This is a genomic window from Trichlorobacter sp., from assembly GCF_030247655.1.
Classification (GTDB): Bacteria; Desulfobacterota; Desulfuromonadia; order Geobacterales; family Pseudopelobacteraceae; genus Trichlorobacter.
The window spans coordinates 1-19,241 of record NZ_JAOTRZ010000017.1 but is presented as its reverse complement, the minus strand read 5'-3'; the positions used below and the strand labels follow the sequence as shown (position 1 = coordinate 19,241).

7 protein-coding genes are annotated in these 19,241 nt (G+C 58.5%); all 7 read left to right on the top strand.

Annotated elements, in window-relative coordinates; all coding sequences use genetic code 11:
- Positions 1-40: 40 nt before the first annotated feature.
- Positions 41-1,474, top strand: a complete 1,434-nt coding sequence (locus OEL57_RS02785) for a PfaD family polyunsaturated fatty acid/polyketide biosynthesis protein (protein WP_300736713.1) — start codon at positions 41-43, stop codon at positions 1,472-1,474.
- On the top strand, positions 1,471-8,217 hold the full coding sequence (locus tag OEL57_RS02780) for a type I polyketide synthase (RefSeq protein WP_300736710.1): 6,747 nt from the start codon (positions 1,471-1,473) through the stop codon (positions 8,215-8,217). Before OEL57_RS02785 ends, OEL57_RS02780 begins: the two co-directional genes overlap by 4 nt.
- Positions 8,217-15,092 (top strand): beta-ketoacyl synthase N-terminal-like domain-containing protein, encoded by a 6,876-nt coding sequence (locus OEL57_RS02775; protein ID WP_300736707.1) that lies wholly within the window; start codon positions 8,217-8,219, stop codon positions 15,090-15,092. Before OEL57_RS02780 ends, OEL57_RS02775 begins: the two co-directional genes overlap by 1 nt.
- A complete protein-coding gene (locus tag OEL57_RS02770; RefSeq protein WP_300736704.1) occupies positions 15,089-16,132 on the top strand; it encodes a 3-oxoacyl-ACP synthase III in 1,044 nt (347 codons plus the stop codon). The genes OEL57_RS02775 and OEL57_RS02770 overlap by 4 nt, the downstream gene beginning before the upstream one ends.
- A gap of 144 nt (positions 16,133-16,276) precedes the next feature.
- Positions 16,277-17,173 (top strand): alpha/beta fold hydrolase, encoded by an 897-nt coding sequence (locus tag OEL57_RS02765; RefSeq protein ID WP_300736701.1) that lies wholly within the window; start codon positions 16,277-16,279, stop codon positions 17,171-17,173.
- Positions 17,174-17,176: 3 nt separating this feature from the next.
- Positions 17,177-18,811, top strand: a complete 1,635-nt coding sequence (locus tag OEL57_RS02760; protein ID WP_300736698.1) for a fatty acid CoA ligase family protein — start codon at positions 17,177-17,179, stop codon at positions 18,809-18,811.
- Positions 18,808-19,241, top strand: a 434-nt coding sequence (locus OEL57_RS02755) for an NAD-dependent epimerase/dehydratase family protein (protein WP_300736695.1), incomplete at its 3' end; no start/stop codon positions are given. The genes OEL57_RS02760 and OEL57_RS02755, both read left to right, overlap by 4 nt.

The window sequence follows — 19,241 nt, the reverse complement described above, 5'->3', positions numbered from 1 at the left end:
CATTTGATTTTATTAGCCTACCAAAGGCAGGAAATAACCCTTGAACCCATTAACCACACCGCTTGAGGAACAGCTTGGCCGGATTGTGCCAGAAAAACTGGGTGACACCGGCTTTTGTCAGGAGCGTGGCATCAGCTACCCCTACCTGGGTGGTTCCATGGCCAAAGGGATCAGTTCAGTACCCCTGGCAATTGCACTTGGCAAGGCAGGCATGTTGGGATTTTTTGGCGCTGCAGGTTTACCCCTGGCAGCGGTTGAAACGGCAGTTGACCAACTACTGGCCGCCAACATCCCGTTCGGCTGCAACCTGATCCACTCTCCTCAGGAGCCTGATCTTGAGGCTGCACTGGCAGAACTATACATCCGCAAAGGGGTGCATCTGGTGGAGGCTTCCGCCTTCCTGGCCCTGACCCTGCCGCTGGTGCGCTACCGCCTGCATGGCATCCATCGTGGTGCAGATGGCAGCATTGTTACCCCACACCATATTATCGCCAAAGTTTCCCGTGAGGAGCTGGCTGAAAGATTCTTCTCCCCTGCCCCGGAAAAGCTGGTTAACAGCCTGCTTCAACAAGGACTGATCACCGCTGAACAGGCTGAACTGGCCCGCCTGATCCCGATGGCCCAGGATATTACTGCTGAGGCAGATTCAGGTGGCCATACCGATAGCCGTCCTGCTCTGACCCTGCTACCCACCATCCAGTCGGTGGCCCAGCGGATGCAGCAACAACACAACTACCCACTGCCGTTGCGGGTTGGCCTCGGTGGCGGCATCGGCACCCCCCAATCAGCAGCAGCAGCCTTCAGCATGGGGGCCGCCTGGATCATGGTCGGTTCAGTGCATCAGGCCTGCATTGAATCCGGCACTTCCGATGCCGTGCGTACCATGCTGGCTGAGACCCGTCAGGCTGATGTGACCATGGCACCGGCAGCCGATATGTTTGAGATGGGGGTTACGGTACAGGTGCTGAAGCGCGGCACCATGTTTGCCATGCGGGCAGCCAAACTGTTTGAGCTCTACCGCAGCCATGACAGCATTGAGACGATTCCCGCTGCAGAGCGGGAAAAACTGGAAAAGACCGTCTTTCTGGTGCCGCTGGAGCAGATCTGGCAACAGACCCGCAGTTTCTTTCTGCAGCGTGACCCGCGTCAGGTGGAGCGGGCTGAGCGTGACCCCAAACATCGCATGGCACTGGTCTTCCGCTGGTATCTTGGCCAGGCAGCCCATTGGGCCAAGGATGGCGATTCCAAAAGGACTATAGATTATCAGGTCTGGTGCGGCCCGGCCATGGGCGCCTTTAACGAATGGGTCAAGGGCAGCCCGCTGGAAGTGCCTGCCAACCGTCGCGCAGCCTGTGTGGCCCGCAATATTCTGGAGGGTGCGGCAGCCATCAGCCGCGCCAACCTGCACCGTTTTACCGGGAGCAGCAACAGCTCCCTGATGATGAAACCGGAAATCAAGGAGTTTCTCGCGTGAAACAATCAGAACAGGATCGCACCCTTACCACTACCGGAGCACCACTGGCCATTATCGGCATCGGTTGCCTCTTTCCCAAATCAGAGGACAAGTCTGCTTATTGGGCCACTATCCGTGAAGGCGTGGATGCCATCACCGAAATCCCTGCATCCCACTGGCGAGTGGATGATCTCTATGATCCCAATCCCAAGACCCCGGACAAGGCCTATGGCAAGCGTGGCGGTTTCCTGTCTGAAGTACCATTTAACCCGATGGAGTATAACATCCCGCCCAACTCTCTGGAGGCGATTGACACCTCACAACTGCTGGGACTGGTTGCTGCCGGGCAGGCTCTGCAGGACGCCGGGTATGGCTCAAACAATGAGTTTGACCGCAGCAAGGTCAGCGTGATTCTGGGGGTGACCGGTGCCTTGGAGATGGTGATTCCGCTGGGCGCCCGCCTGGGCCATCCGCGCTGGCGCGAGGCCTTGCATGATGCCGGTGTTGCCCCTGACGTGGCAGAGGATGTGGTACAGCGGATTTCCGACTCCTATGTAGGCTGGCAGGAAAACTCCTTCCCCGGCCTGTTGGGTAACGTGGTGGCAGGAAGGATCAGCAAACAGTACGACCTGGGCGGCACCAACTGCGTGGTTGACGCGGCCTGCGCCAGCTCCTTCAGCGCCCTGCACCTGGCCGCCATGGAGCTGACCACCGGCGCTGCCGATATGGTAGTGACCGGCGGGGTGGACACCTTTAACGACATTTTTATGTACACCTGTTTCAGCAAGACCCCGGCCCTGTCTGCATCCGGTAATGCCAAGCCATTTGATGTCTCGGCTGACGGCACCATCCTGGGGGAAGGTCTGGGCCTGGTGGTATTGAAGCGTCTGGCTGATGCAGAACGGGATGGCGACAAAATCTATGCGGTTGTCCGTGGCATCGGTTCATCCAGCGACGGCAAGGGTGAGGCGATCTACACTCCCAGCGCTGCCGGGCAGAAAAAAGCGGTCCTGAACGCCTGCGCCAATGCCGGGGTCACCCTGGACAGCATCGGCCTGCTGGAGGCCCACGGCACCGGCACCAAGGTGGGTGATGCGGTTGAGGTTTCAGCAGCTCGTGAGATCTTTGGTGAGGCTGACCAGCCCTTCTGCGCTATCAGCTCGGTTAAGGCTCAGATCGGCCATGCCAAGGCAGCAGCCGGTTCTGCCGGCCTGATCAAGGCGGCCCTGGCCCTGCACCACCGGGTAATACCCCCCACCATCAAGGTAACCAGACCGCAGGATGAGGTCACCTCCGGTCGCACACCATTCTACATTACCACCCGCAAACGGCCCTGGATTACCCGTAACAACGCCCCCCGCCGTGCCGGTGTCAGCGCCTTCGGCTTTGGCGGTTCCAACTTCCATACCATTCTTGAAGAGTACCGCCCCTTGCAGGAGGCAGCAGAATGGGATGGCTCGGTGCAGTTACTGACCTTCAGCGGTGCTGATGCTGTCAGCCTGACCGCACAACTTGCCAGTATTCCTGCTGAGATGGCCTGGGACGACCTGCGAGGCAAGGCAGCCTCCCTGCGGGCCGGTTTTGATCCAAAGGCACCCTGCCGACTGGCCCTGACCGTTGAACGCAGCGCGAACCTGGGCAACCTGCTGAACACCAGCAAAACCATGCTGGCCAAGCAGCCTGCTTCCAACTGGAGCACCCCGGACGGCATCTGCTACGCAACCAATACCAGCACAGAAAAACTTGGTCTGCTGTTCCCCGGACAGGGGGCACAGTATGTGGGTATGCAGCGGGATCTGGTCTGCGCTTTCCCCCAACTGCTGGACAGTCTTGAGCAGGCAGAACTGAGCACACCTGGTCTGACTGACCTGATCTACCCTGCTGATCGCTTTGAACAGGGGGCAGCTGAACAGCAGGAGACTGAACTGCGGGCCACCCAGATTGCACAACCTGCCATCGGCGCAGTCAGCCTGGGCGCCCTGCGCCTGCTGGAGGAGTTTGGACTCAAGGCTGATGCAGCAGCAGGTCATAGCTACGGTGAACTGACCGCTCTCTGCGCGGCAGGTCTGCTGGATGAGGTCTCCTTCCACAACCTGTCCCGTTTGCGCGGTTCATTAATGGCTGAAGGTTCCGGCGACAAGGGTAGCATGCTGGCGGTCTCCGCCCCATTGGCTGCGGTCGAGCAGATGCTGGCGGAGGAAAAGATCAATCTGATGATTGCCAACCGCAATGCCCCGACCCAGGCAGTCCTGTCCGGCGCAACCGACCAGATCAATCTGGCTGAAGCTGCCTGCAAGAGCCGTAAACTGACCTGTAAACAGTTGCCGGTTGCTGCTGCCTTTCACAGCCCGCTGGTGGCTGACGCAGCCGCACCGTTTCTGACTGGCCTGGCTGACATCCAGTTGGGCAGCGCCAGCATGCCGGTCTATGCCAACAGCACAGCCACCCCCTACCCAGCTGATACAGCTGCTGTCAAGGAACTGCTGGCAGGCCAACTGGCCCGTCCGGTTGAGTTTGTGGCCCAGATTGAGGCGATGTACGCTGCTGGTATCCGTTGCTTTGTCGAGGTTGGCCCGGGTGCCCGCCTGTCAGGCCTGGTCAAGGCAATCCTTGGTGACCGTGAGCATAGCTGCGTGGCTCTGGACAGCTCCAATGGCAAGCGTAACGGCTTGGTTGACCTGGGACGCTGCCTTGCGCAACTAAGTGTGCTGGGCCTTGAGCTTAACCTGCAGCTTTGGGATCAAGGTTATCAGGCACCTGCAGTACCTACCAAAAAGCCGCTCTTGGTGGTACCACTCTGCGGCGCCAACTATGTCAAGCCAAAGCCCAAGCGGCCAGCAATTGCACCAAAACCGGTTACCGCTACCCAGCCAACCAACAGCACACCTGTTGCACCAGTTCAGACACCTGTTCAGGCAATGGCACCGGCTGCATCCCGTGATGCGCTGGCAGAATCATTGCGGGTAACCCGTGAAGGGATGGCTGTGCTGCAACGGATGCAGGAAGAGACCGCCCAACTGCACCGCCGCTTTCTGGAAGGTCAGGAGACCGCCTCTCGCACCATCCAGACCCTGCTTTCACAACAGCAGCAGGTCCTGCAAGGCGGCGTGGCAACCCTGCCGGCCATGCCGGTTGCTCCGGTCAGCACTGCTGCACCGGTCATGCCGACACCTGTTATCCAACCACAACCAGTAACGGTAGCGGCGGCGGCACCAACCCCGGTGACTGTACAACCGGTATCCAATGCCATCACAGAAACCATGCTGGCGGTGGTCAGCGAGAAGACCGGGTATCCGGTTGAGATGCTGGAACTGTCCATGAGCATGGATGCTGATCTGGGGATTGACTCCATCAAACGGGTAGAGATCCTTTCCTGCCTGCAGGAACGGCTCCCCTCAGCGCCGGTGATCGGGCCTGACCAGCTTGGTGTGCTCAACACCCTGGGACAGATTGCCGACTACCTGAGTGCAGGGGCAGCCGTTGTTGTGCCTACAGCTAGCAGCAACTGTCAGCCAGCAAGCAACGTCATCACCGAGACCATGCTGGCGGTAGTTAGCGAAAAGACCGGCTATCCGGTTGAGATGCTTGAACTAAGTATGAGCATGGATGCTGACCTGGGGATTGACTCCATCAAACGGGTGGAGATCCTTTCCTGCCTGCAGGAACGGCTGCCTTCAGCGCCGGTGATCGGGCCTGACCAGCTGGGCGTATTGAACACCCTGGGGCAGATTGCTGATTATCTGGGGGCAGGAGCAGCCGCTGCTGCACCAGTTGCCGTCAGTAGCAATCAACCAGCAAGCAGTGCAATTACCGAAACCATGCTGGTAGTGGTCAGTGAAAAGACTGGTTATCCGGTTGAGATGCTTGAACTAAGTATGAGCATGGATGCTGATCTGGGAATCGACTCCATCAAGCGGGTGGAGATCCTTTCCTGCCTGCAGGAACGGCTCCCCTCAGCGCCGGTCATCGGACCTGATCAACTGGGCGTATTGAATACCCTGGGACAGATTGCCGACTATCTGGGGGCTGGAGCAGCACCGGCTGCTGCTGTTTCGACTACTCCGGCACAACCAGCGGCAGCAGCAAACATCAACGAAATCATGCTGGCGGTGGTCAGCGACAAAACCGGTTATCCGGTTGAGATGCTGGAACTGACCATGAGCATGGAGGCGGATCTGGGGATCGACTCCATCAAGCGTGTTGAAATCCTTTCCTGCCTGCAGGAACGGCTCCCCTCAGCGCCGGTGATCGGGCCGGAGCAACTGGGCGTACTCAACACTTTGGGACAGATTGCAGATTATCTGGCAGCCGGGGCAGCACCGGCTGCACAGGCACCGGCACCAGCTATGCTGGTCCAGACAGTGCCAACAGCTGTGACAGCACAGATTGACCTGCATCGCAGCGGTATTGTGGCAACTGCCAGTACTGCGCCGTCTGAGACCATCTCCCTGGCACCCAAGGGTGTGATCGTGGTGACTGATGATGGTTCCGGCTTTTCTGCGGAGCTGTGCAGCTGTCTGACAGCACAGGGACATGGGGTGATTCTGACCAAGGTGCTGGATATCCTTGAGCTGCTGCCGATGGATCAGGTGGCCGGTCTGGTACTGATCACCCCGGCTGACGGCACGGATGATACCTTTCTGAAAAACGGTTTCCAGTTATTGAAGCAGATGGCACCCGGCCTGAAGCGGGCCAGCCGCGAAGGTGGCGCCCTGTTTGCCACGGTTTCACGTCTGGATGGTGCCTTTGGCTGCACAGATGGATCATCCCTGATTGATCCGCTCTCCGGCGGCCTGGCAGGCATGAGCAAGACCGCACGCCATGAATGGCCGGAAGTAACCTGCAAGGCGATTGATCTGGGTGCATTCCCTGACCAGGCTGCTGCTGCCCGGGCGGTGGCAACAGAGCTGTTCCTGAGCGGACCGATTGAGGTGGGTCTGTCAGCAAACCAACGGATCAGCCTGGCACTGCAGGACCTGCCCGGATTATCAGTTGCTGCAACAGCGCCGATCCAGCCAGGTGAACTGGTGGTAATCACCGGTGGCGGTCGTGGCGTGACTGCCGGTGCAGCAACCGCTATGGCAAAGGCCTGGCAACCGCTGCTGGTGCTACTGGGACGCAGTCCCCTGCCGGAACAGGAGCCTGACTGGCTGCAGCATATTACTGATGAAGCCAGCATCAAACGGGCGATCCTGACCCATGCGACCGGAAAGCTACACCCCCGCGAGATTGAAGAACAGTATCAGGCCACGGTCAGTGGCCGCGAACTGCGTGAGACCATGGCCCAGATCAAGGCCGTGGGTGGCACCGCACTCTATTTTGCCGTGGATATCCGTGACAGCGAGGCAGTAGCCAGCCTGATGGCAGAGCTGCGTACACAGTACGGTCAGATTCGTGGCCTGGTACATGGCGCTGGCGTGCTGGCTGACCGCCTGATCGTTGACAAGACCCGAGAGCAGTTCAATCAGGTCTACAGCACCAAGGTGGCTGGACTGCGTTCGCTGCTTGACGCCACCAGAACCGATGATCTGCGTTTTATCGCCCTGTTCGGTTCCACCACCGGTCGTCTGGGACGCTCCGGTCAGGTGGATTATGCGGTGGCCAACGAAGTTTTGAACAAACTGGCTCAGGCCGAGGCTCGCCGCCGTACCAACTGCCGTTCCATCTGCCTCAACTGGGGGCCCTGGGATGGTGGCATGGTCACCCCGGCCCTCAAAAAGGTCTTTGCTGCTGAAGGGATCGGCTTGATCCCGTTGGAGGCCGGTGCAGAGCTGCTGGTGCAGGAGATTGCCGCACCAACCGGCCCGGTGGAGGTCACGGTACTGGCTGGTGTCAAAGGGACATCCCTCTCCCTTGATGCCCCCAAACCGGCAGCGCCGCTCAAAGAGGCACTGCGTCTGACCCTGAATGTGGATGATTTTCCGTTCATCAGCTCCCACGTAATTGACAACAAGGCAGTGCTGCCGATGGCCATGATTGTGGAATGGCTGGCCCATGCTGCCCTGCATGGTAACCCCGGTTTCCGTTTCCACGGCTTTAATGATCTGCGGATCTGCAAAGGGGTCATCATTGACCGTTCTTCTCCATGCAACCTGCAGTTGCTGGCAGGCAAGGCCAAGCGCCAGGATGCCTTCTACACCGTGCCGGTGGAACTGGTCAGCAGTTTGGGCGATGGGCGCTGCCAACTGCATGCCCGAGCAGAGATCGTGCTGGCAAACAAACTTCCTGAAGGCATCCGCACCATCAAGGAACTGCCCAGCAGTCCCTACAATCAGAGCAGCGCGGTCTATGACCAACCCTATCTGTTCCATGGTCCTGACCTGCACGGCATTGAGCAGGTGGTTTCATGCTCTGAGAAAGGCATTAGCGCCCTGGTCAAGGCAGCCCCCCAACCGGGCAACTGGATCAAGCAACCGCTGCGTAGCAACTGGCTGACTGACCCGCTGGTGGTTGACAGCGCCTTTCAGATGATGATCCTCTGGAGTTTTGAACGGTTCGGGGCAGGTTCACTGCCTTCCTTTGCCGCTCGTTATCGCCAGTTCCATGAGACCTTCCCCAAAGATGGCGCCCAGGTGGTGATCAAGGTCACTGCACAGCAGAGCCACAGCGCAACCGCTGATGTTGAGTTTCTGGAGCGGGCAAATGGCAAGCTGATTGCCCGTCTGGAGGGGTATGAATGCGTGATTGACGCCTCCCTGCAGCAGGCCTTTCAGCGTAATCAGTTGCCACAGGCTGGACAGACGGCTGCCCTGGTAGCGGCCTGATGCAGGACTACAGCGGCACGGTTGCCATAGTCGGGATCGGCGCGCTCTTTCCTGATGCCCCGGACCTTGAGCAGTACTGGGATCTGATCAGCAACGGACGCAGCGCCGCCCGCGAGGTGCCTGCAGGACGTTGGCAGGTGTCACCGGAACTGCTCTTTGATCCGGAGGTGGGCAAGCCGGATCACCTGTACAGCACCCGTGGCTGTTTTCTGGTTCAGACCCCGCACCTGCCTGAGCTGGACGGCCTTGATCCCCTGTTTCATGTTCTGGTGGCCGCTGGTAAACAGGCCTTTGCAGACGCACAGACCAGTCAGCTTGATCGATCACGGGTCGGGGTAATTATCGGCAACCTGGCCCTGCCATCAGAAACTTCCTCTCTGCTGGCCCGTAACTGGCTTGGCCGCAGCTTTGAAGAGCAGCTCGTTGGTCAAGCATCAGAACCGATCTCCACCTCACCATTAAATCGCTATCTGGCCGGTCTTCCGGCCGGTGTACTGGCCCAATCCCTGGGACTGGGCGGCGTCACCAACACCCTGGATGCTGCCTGCGCCTCCTCACTCTATGCCATTAAACTGGCCATGGATGAACTGCTGGCCGGACGGGCTGATGCCATGTTGACCGGCGGACTTTCCCGGCCTGACCCGCTCTATACCCAGATGGGATTCAGCCAGCTGCGTGCCCTGTCAAAACGGGGCGTCTCCGCACCGTTTGACGCCCAGGGGGACGGCCTGCTTACCGGCGAAGGTGCCGGTATCTTTGTGCTCAAGCGCACAGAGGATGCCCTGGCTGCCGGTGACCGGATCTACGGCATTATCAGGGCGGTGGGGCTTGCCAATGATGTGGGTGGCAGCCTGCTGGCGCCGATGTCAGAAGGCCAGTTGCGGGCCATGCAGGCAGCCTATCAACGGGCTGGCTGGCAACCACAGGATGTTGATCTGATTGAATGCCATGCCACCGGCACCCCGGTTGGCGATGCCGTTGAGGTGGCCAGCCTGAAAGAGCTGTGGCAAGGTTCAGCGACCCAACAGAGTTGCGTAATCGGCTCGGTCAAGTCCAACATCGGCCACCTGCTGACCGCTGCCGGTGCAGCAGCCCTGACCAAGGTGCTGCTGGCCATGCAGCATGCAACCCTGCCCCCCACGGCCAATTTCAATACCCCGCAGCCCGGCATGCAACTGGGGCAAAGCCCGTTCAAGGTGCTGACCCAGGCAGAGCCGTGGCAACGCCGTGGTGACGCAATCCCCCGCCGTGCCGCCGTCAGTGCCTTTGGCTTTGGCGGCATCAATGCTCACCTGCTGGTTGAGGAATATATGCCTTCTACAGGGGCGTGTGGCCATACGCCCTTACAACCGCCAACTCACGAACCGATCGCAATCATCGGCCTGGATGCCTCCTTCGGCCCCTGGCAAGGGTTGCAGGCCGTGCAACAGCGTCTGCTGGGAGGTATCAGCAACGCCGTGGCTCCCACCCGCCCCAACAAGCGTTGGTGGGGTGTTGAGCAACGGACCTGGTTCAAACAGCAGGGGCTTGACCAAACGCCGTTCACCGGCTGGTTCATGGATCAGATCAAGGTCAGCAGCAACCGTTTCCGCATCCCCCCTAAAGAGATGGAGGAGATGCAGCCCCAGCAGTTACTGATGCTGCAGACCGCTGCCAATGCCCTGCAGGATGCAGGCCTGGACAAACAGGACAACCCCAGGACCGGAGTAATGATCGGGATCGCCTTTGACCTGAACAGCACCGGATTTTCCCTGCGCTGGCCCATGCCGCAACAGGCCAAAGGCTGGGCCGTTAAACTGGGAAGAAACCTGACCGAAGCTGAGTTAACAGACTGGACAGGCACATTGCGGGACAGCATCAGCCCTGCCCTGAACGCCAACCGAACCATGGGCAGCCTGGGCAATATTGTGGCCAGCAGGATCGCGCGGGAGTTCAAGATCGGCGGCCCCAGCTTTACCCTCTCCAGCGAAGAAAGCTCCGGCATCCGCGCCCTGGAAACCGCAGTCAGGATGCTGCAACAACAGGAGCTGGATCAGGCAGTGGTTGGTGCGGTTGATCTGGCCGGTGATCTGCGGGCTGTGTTGGGCCGTCATGCCGTGCGCCCCTATTCAGCCAGCGGACAGTGTCGCCCCTTTGATAGCCAGGCTGATGGTACGATCATTGGTGAAGGGGCCTGCGCCTTTGTGCTGAAACGGCTTTCCGATGCCAAGGCTGACGGCAACCGGATCTATGCGGTGATCCGCGGCATCGGCTCCAATAACGGTACACTGGAGACTGCCTATCCAAAGGCCCTGCAGCGCGCCTATCAGGATAGCGGTATTGCTCCGGCAACCATTGGTCTGCTTGAAGCTACTGCTGATGCCAATCCAGAGCAGGACCGGCTTGAGGCAAAGGAACTGACCCGGTTTTTTGCTGACTCTGCAGCTGATGCAACCGTCGTCGGCAATGTTCAGGCAGCCATCGGCCACACCGGCGCCGTATCCGGCCTGGCCTCACTGCTGCGGGGTTGCCTTGCCCTGTATCAGGAGATTATTCCGGCCAATCGCAACACAGAATCAGTCAGACCGGAACTGACCAATGGGCCGCTGCAACTGCTAACCACCCCCCGTTACTGGCTGCGTAACCGGGAAGATGGCCCACGCCGGGCCGGTATCTCGGCCTACGGTGTTGATGGTTCCTGTAGCCACGTGGTGCTTGAAGGTTGGGATCAAGAAGTTGCCATAGATGCTGACAGAAGAGTTGCACCGCTGGGGCCATGTCAGGAACTGCTTTTCCCACTGGTTGCCAACAGTACTGTAGAACTGGCCGCAGAACTGGATCTGCTGCAACAACGTTGCCGTGCCGCTACAGGTAGCGGACAGGGGCTGGCAGGACTGGCCTCTGAATACTGCAGCAGGATTACCCTGCAGTCTGCACAGCCGCAGGGCATGGCACTGGTGACGGCTGACGCAGAGCAGCTTGAGCAACTGATTGAACAGGGCAGACAGATCCTGCGTCAGGATACTGACCCTGCAGATCTGCCTCCCGGCCTGCGGGATCGGCTGTTCTACAGTAGAACACCACTGGCAAATCAGGGAAGGGTCGCCTTTGTCTTCCCCGGCTCCGGCAATCATTACCCGGATATGGCCAAAGAGCTGTTTTGCTGCTGGCCAGAGATCCTGCGAAATCAGGACAAAGAAAACCTCCGACTGAAAGACCAGTTCCAGCCAGCGCTGTTCTGGTCAGATCAAGACAGCTCCCGGATCAACGATAACCACCGTGCTGTGATCTTTGGTCAGGTGGCCACCGGTTGCGGGGTCAGTGATCTGGTGCGCAGTTTCGGTATCAGCCCCACCAGTGTGATCGGTTACAGCCTGGGTGAGTCAGCAGCCCTGTTCTCCACCCGGACCTGGGTGGATCGTGACCTGATGTACAGCCGGATGCAGGAATCAACCCTGTTTACAAACGATCTGGCTGGTGAGTGCCGCGCCGCCCGTACCGCCTGGGGGCTGCCTGCTGATCAGCAGGTCAACTGGAGTCTGGGGGTTGTGATGGCCCCGGCTGATCAGGTACGGACACAGATTACCGCATTTTCGCGGGTTTATCTGCTGATCATCAACACACCGGATGAGTGTGTGGTGGGTGGCGACAGCACTGCAGTTGCCGAGCTGGTAAGCCGCCTGGGTTGCCATTTTTTCCCGCTCCACGGTGTGACCACCGTGCATTGCGAAGTGGCCCAACCAGTGGCAACCCCGTACCATGACCTGCACCTGTTTACGACCAATCCGCCCCAGGGGGTAACCTTCTACAGCAATGCCAAAGGGGACCGTTTTGAACCGACCCGGGAGAACTGTGCCGCAGCGATCCTCGATCAGGCCCTGCACGGCATTGATTACCCAGCCACCATTGAAGCTGCCTACCGTGACGGGGTACGCCTGTTCCTTGAAATGGGACCGGGCAACTCCTGCAGCAGGATGATCAGCCGGATTCTGGAAGGACGCCCCCACCTGGCCCGTTCCGCCTGTTTCAACGGCCAGGACCAGATATTGACCCTGTTACGTCTGCTGGGCAGCCTGATCGCCGAGCGGGTACCGCTGGACCTGTCACCGCTCTGCATGGCTGAACCCCTTGCAACCCGGCTTACAAGCGATAGCCCCCAGGTTCGCCTGATGGTCGGTGGCAAACCGTTTACAATGCCAGCACTGCCGCAGGCAACTAACCGTATAGAATCAGGCAACGCCCTGCACCCTAACCCTCCCCAGCCCTCCCTTGTCAGGGAGGGAGCAAAACCTGTCTCTAGCCCCCCTGACAAGGGGGGATGGGGGGTTACTTCCTCTGACCACAACCTGTTACAGGAGTTCAGTCAGGCCCAGTCAGCCCAGATTGCAGCCCATGAGGCGTTCCTGACCCTCAGTAACAGCCTGACCCAATCCATGGCACAGGCGTTGGCACTGCAGGCCGGACTGCAGCAGGCGCTGGGTGATACTATTTTAGAACCAAACCCTCCCCAGCCATCCCTTCTCAGGGATGGAGCAGAACCAGTCTCTAGCCCCCCTGACAAAGGGGGGGTGAGCGTTGCCTTTAACCGCGAGATGTGCATGGAGTTTGCCATTGGTTCAGTGGCAAAGATGCTGGGTCCGCAGTTTGCCGAGCTGGACAGTTTCTCCACCAGGGTACGTCTGCCGGATGAACCTTTGATGCTGGTTGACCGGATCATCAAGGTGGAGGGTGAGCCCTGCTCCATGACCAATGGCCGGGTGATCACCGAGCATGATATCTTTCCCCATGCCTGGTACCTTGATGGCGGCCGGATTCCAACCTGCATTGCGGTGGAGGCTGGTCAGGCGGATCTGTTCCTGTCCGGCTATCTGGGCATCGACTTCATCACCAAGGGGCTTGCGGTCTACCGCCTGCTGGATGCGGTGGTAACCTTCCACCGCGGCCTGCCCGGCCCTGGCGAGACCATAACCTATGATATCAGGATTGAACGGTTCTTCCGCCAGGGGGACACCTGGCTGTTCCGTTTCTTCTTTGAGGCAACCGTGGCTGGTGAACCGCTGCTCTCCATGCGGGATGGCTGTGCCGGATTCTTCTCCTCTGCAGCACTTGAGGCAGGCAAAGGGATTGTCAGACCGCTGGTTGATCCACGCCCCACAACAGGCGTAAGACCGGCTGACTGGCAGGACCTGGTGCCCCTGAAGCGGGAAGGTTTCAATGCTGAACAGCTTGATCGGCTGCGCCAGGGCGATCTGGCTGGCTGCTTTGGTCCGCTGTTTAGCGGCCTGGCCATCAAAAAACCGCTGACGATTCCCGGTGGCAGAATGCGTCTGGTACACCGGGTCAATGAAATCATCCCCAGCGGCGGACGCTACGGACAAGGGATGATCAGGGCTGAGGCAGATATCCATCCCGATGACTGGTTCATCACCTGTCACTTTGTGGATGACCGGGTCATGCCCGGCACCCTGATGTATGAGTGCTGCATGCACACGCTGCGCATCCTGCTACTACGGATCGGCTGGGTGGCTGAGGCAGGCAGTGCGGCCTGGGAACCGGTGCCGGGGGTGGCCAGCAAGCTCTGCTGCCGTGGTCAGGTACTGGAGACCACCAAAGTCGTCACCTATGAGGTTACCATCCGTGAGATCGGCTATCGTCCGGAACCGTATGTGATTGTGGATGCACTGATGTATGCCGATGGTAAACCGATTGTGGAGATCACCAGCATGTCGGCCCGCCTGACCGGAACCACCAAACAGCAGCTAGAACAGCTCTGGCAAGGACGCAACAGCAGACCGGTCAGCTACATCAAGCCTGCTCTCTATACCAAGCAACAGATCCTGGCCTACAGTAACGGCAACCCATCGGAAGGATTTGGCGACCATTATCAGGTCTTTGACCAGCAGCGTAAAATCGCTCGTCTGCCAGGTCCGCCGTTCCAGTTTATGGATCGGGTAACCTCGGTTACGGGTGAGCCATGGCAGATGAAGGCCGGAGCAGCAGCCGAGGCTCAGTATGACCTGCCGTCTGATGCCTGGTTCTTTGGGGTAGATCGTCAGCCACGTATGCCGTTCTGCGTGTTGCTGGAGGCAGCCCTGCAGCCCTGCGGCTGGCTGGCAGCCTATGTAGGCTCTGCCCTGACCACCCCCAATGACATTTCGTTCCGCAACCTGGGCGGCAGTGCAATCCAGCATCGCGCGGTCACACCTGAGACCGGCACCCTGACCTGCAGCGCCACCATGACCAAGGTGGCCACCAGCGGCGGCATGATCATCCAGGAATTTGACTTCAATGTGGCTGACCAGAATGGCCTGATTTACGAAGGCCAGACCATGTTCGGGTTCTTCTCAAAAGAAGCGCTATCCCAACAGGTCGGTATCCGTGATGCCCAGCCCTATCAACCGTCAGAGGCGGAAACTGCCCGTGGCCGCAGCCTCGACTACCCAACACTGGCACCGTTTCCGGACAGTAAATTACGGATGATCGACCGGATCAAGCTCTACGTTGCCGATGGTGGCCCGGCTGGTCTGGGTTACCTGCAGGGGATCAAACAGGTTGATCCTGATGAATGGTTCTTTAAGGCGCACTTCTATGAAGATCCGGTTACCCCCGGCTCTCTGGGACTTGAGTCGTTCCAGCAGTTACTCAAGTTTGCAGCGGTTGAACGCTGGGGCTGGCAGGAAGGCACGATCATCTCCAGCATAGCCCTGCAGCAGAAACATCGCTGGCTCTACCGTGGTCAGGTGGTGCCGACAAATCAGCAGGTAACAATCACTGTCTGGATCACTGCAGTGGATGATCAGCAGCAGCTGATGACTGCCAGCGGCTTCCTATCTGTGGATGGCAAGCTGATTTACCAGATGATTGATTTTACGGTGAGAATGGAATCCATACTATGAAGTATCAGAAGGTTGTCATTGAGGCGTTGGAATACGAACTGGCGCCGGTGGTGGTTTCCAGCAGCGATCTTGAGGCACGGCTGGAGCCGCTTTACCGTGAACTGCGGATCGCACCGGGACAGTTGCAGGCCCTGACCGGCATCCGTGAGCGACGCTGGTGGGAACCTGGCTACCCGCTGTCCCAAGGCGCCATCATGGCAGCCCGTAAGGCATTGCTCAGCTCCGGTATTGCAGCCAGTGACATCGGCGCGTTGGTCTATACCGGGGTCTGCCGCGAGCAGTTTGAACCAGCAACCGCTTGCAAGGTGGCTGACGGATTGGGAATCAGCGGTGATGTGGCGATCTTCGATCTGTCCAACGCCTGCCTGGGGGTTCTAAACGGTATCCTTGATATGGCGAACCGGATTGAGCTGGGACAGATCAAGGCCGCTCTGGTGGTCTCCTGTGAGTCTGCCCGTGAGATCAATGAGGTCATGATAGCCAAGATGCTGGAAGAGCGGAATATGCAGCATTTTGCCCATTCCCTTGCCACCCTGACCGGTGGCTCCGGTGCGGTGGCAGTGCTGCTGACCGATGGTTCATTCGGCAGTAGCGCCCCCCACCGCCTGTTGGGGGGCACCACCAAGGCAGCTCCGCAGCACCACAACCTCTGCCTGTGGGGTGTGGGACCGGATGGCAAAGGTGGCTACCAGCAATCCATGGCAACCGACGGGGTCAATGTCATGAATCATGGTGTAGAACTGGGCCGTCGCACCTGGGAGGCGTTTCTGCCCCATGTGGGCTGGAAGGCAGAGCAGGTTGACCGGGTGATTTGCCATCAGGTCGGTTCAGCCCACCAGAGCATGATCCTGAAGACCCTGGGAGTACCTGCTGAAAAGGACTTCACCACCTATGAATTCCTGGGCAACATGGGCACCGTGTCCCTGCCGCTAACCGCTGCCCTGGCCGTGGAGCGGGATATCTTATTGCCAGGGGACCGGGTCGCGTTTTTGGGAATCGGCAGTGGTTTGAACTGCATGATGCTGGGGATTGAGTGGTAGTTTAACCTAAATCATGTTCACCGCAGAGAACGCAGAGGAACACAGAGAAAAACGTTTTGAAAGATTTTGATATTCCTCTGAGCCTTCTGTGTCCTCTGTGGTAAATGTTTTTGATCTGTATTTTGAAAGGCTCTAATTCTAGTAATGACCCCTAATCTGGCAAAAGAATTTCCGTTTAAGAATAACTACCTCGACCTGAACGGCCTGAAGTACCACTACCTGGATGAAGGCCAAGGCCCAACCGTGGTGATGCTGCATGGCAACCCTTCCTGGTCATTCTACTACCGCAACCTGGTCAAGGCACTGTCCAACCGTTTCCGTTGCATTGTGCCGGATCATATCGGCTGTGGTCTGTCGGACAAGCCGGGGGATGACCGCTACGACTACACCCTGCCCCAACGGGTGGATGATCTGGAACAGTTGCTGAATCACCTTCAGTTGAATGAAAAGATCACCCTGGTGGTGCATGACTGGGGCGGCATGATCGGCATGACCTATGCCGTACGCCACCCGGAGCGGATTGAACGGCTGGTGATTCTAAATACCGGCGCTTTTCCATTGCCCAAGGCCAAGCCGTTTCCGCTGGGGCTCAGAATCTGTCGCGATACCTGGCTGGGCACCTTGCTGGTGCGGGGCTTCAACGCCTTCAGCCGTGGCGCTGCCATGGTAGGCTGTAAGGAGCATCCGATGTCAGCCGAGCTGCGTACGCTGTATCAGCTGCCCTATGATTCATGGCAGAACCGGATTGCCACCCTGCGCTTTGTGCAGGATATCCCGCTGCAGCCGGGTGACCGCAACTATGACCTGATCTGCGAGGTGGCAGACAAGATCAACCAGTTTAACAATCTGCCTATGCTGATCTGCTGGGGTGAGCTTGATTTTGTGTTTGATCGCCACTTCTTGGCAGAATGGCAGCGACGTTTCCGTGCTGCCGAGGTTCACAGTTATCCAAAGGCCGGTCATTACATCCTGGAGGACCGTCAGGATCTGGTGGTACCACTGATCAGTGAGTTTATGGACCGGGCCGGTAGGGCTGCCTAACCGATGTTCACGCCTGTCTTCACCAACATCGCCTCCCACCTCCCCCGAATGGCGAAACTGCAGCCAGACACGACTGCCATTATCTTTCCAAAGGGCAATCAACGTCTGACCTTCTGTGAGCTTGATCAGCTCTCTGACCGGATCTGCCATGGCTTGACCCGCACCGGCATCAACCGTGGCACACGCACCGTGCTGATGGTTACCCCTTCTCCAGAATTCTTTGCCCTGACCTTTGCCCTGTTCAAGGTGGGGGCTGTGCCGGTGCTGATTGACCCCGGTCTGGGGATTAAAAATCTGAAATCCTGTCTGGCAGAGGCACAACCAACCGCTTTTATCGGCATCCCCAAGGCCCAGGTTGCCCGCCTGCTGTTCGGCTGGGCAAAAAAAAGCATCAAAACAATCATCACGGTTGGACCGAGACTTTTCTGGGGCGGCACAACCCTTGACAAACTGATCCACCAGAGCCCTGATCAGCCTTTTGAGATGGCGGTTACTGCGGCAAACGATCAGGCGGCTATTCTGTTCACCAGCGGAAGTACCGGCCCCCCCAAGGGGGCGATCTACAGTCACGGCAATTTCAGCGCCCAGGTTATGGCGTTGAAGCAGGTCTATGGCATCCAGCCGGGCGAGATCGACCTGCCCACCTTCCCGCTGTTTGCCCTGTTTGCACCAGCCCTGGGGATGACCGCCGTGATACCGGAGATGGATTTTACCCGGCCTGGTTCGGTTGATCCGCAGAATATCATCTCTGCCATCACCAGTCACAAGGTCACCACCATGTTCGGCTCACCAGCCCTGATTAACCGGGTCAGCCGCTATGGTGCTGAGCATGGCATCAAGCTACCCACCCTGAAACGGGTAATCTCTGCTGGCGCTCCGGTGCCTGCTGCGGTACTGGAACGTTTCTCACAGATGCTTGGCTTTGGCGTGGAGATTTTTACCCCCTACGGCGCAACAGAGTCTCTGCCGGTCTGCTCCATCGGCAGTGCAGAGATTCTGGGAGAAACCCGCGCAATTACAGAACAAGGCGGCGGGGTCTGCATTGGTAAACCGGTAGAAGGGATACGGGTTGAGATCATTAAAATCACGGATGACCCGATCAGCAGTTGGGATGACTGCTTGAAGGTGGCGGATGGTGAAGTGGGTGAGATTGTGGTGCAGGGGCCGCAGGTAACCCGTGGCTATTTTCAGCGGCCAGAGGCAGACAAACTTTCTAAAATCTACGATCCAGATGATGGTTTTTTCCACCGCATGGGCGACCTGGTCAGACAGGATGAGACCGGCAGACTCTGGTTCTGTGGTCGCAAATCGCACCGGGTGGAATCTGCCCAAGGCCCTTTGTTCACCATCCCGGTGGAAGCGGTCTTTAACACCCATCCACTTGTCTATCGCAGCGCTCTGGTTGGAATCGGCACCAAGGGCAGCCAGCACCCCGTGATCTGCATTGAGCTGGAACAAGGCTGTAGCAGCAGCCATGAGCAGCTGCGGTCTGAGCTGTTGTCCATTGCAGCCGCTCATCCACATACCAAAGAGATCAGCACGATCCTGTTCCATCCTGCCTTTCCGGTGGATATCCGCCATAATGCCAAAATATTTCGGGAAAAGCTGGCAATCTGGGCTGCGGAGAAAATGACATGAAGGCATTAGTTACCGGTGGCGGCGGATTTCTGGGCGGTGTGATCGTCAGGATGTTGCGGGATCGGGGCGATCAGGTGGTCAGCATCTCCCGCTCTAGCTATCCTGCACTGGCTGCCCTTGGAATTGAGCAGGTGCAGGCTGATCTTATTGACCAAGCCGCCGTGATCAAGGCAGCTGCAGGCTGCGACAGCATCTTTCACGTGGCTGCCAAGGCCGGAATCTGGGGCAGCTATAACTCGTTCTTACAAGCCAATGTGATCGGAACAGAAAACGTACTGGCCGCCTGCAGGGAGCAGGGTATCAGTAAATTGATCTATACCAGCTCACCCAGCGTGGTGTTTGATGGCAACGATGTTGAGGGGGGGGATGAGACGCTGCCCTACCCTGCTCATTTTGAGGCCTTTTATCCCCAGACCAAGGCCCTGGCCGA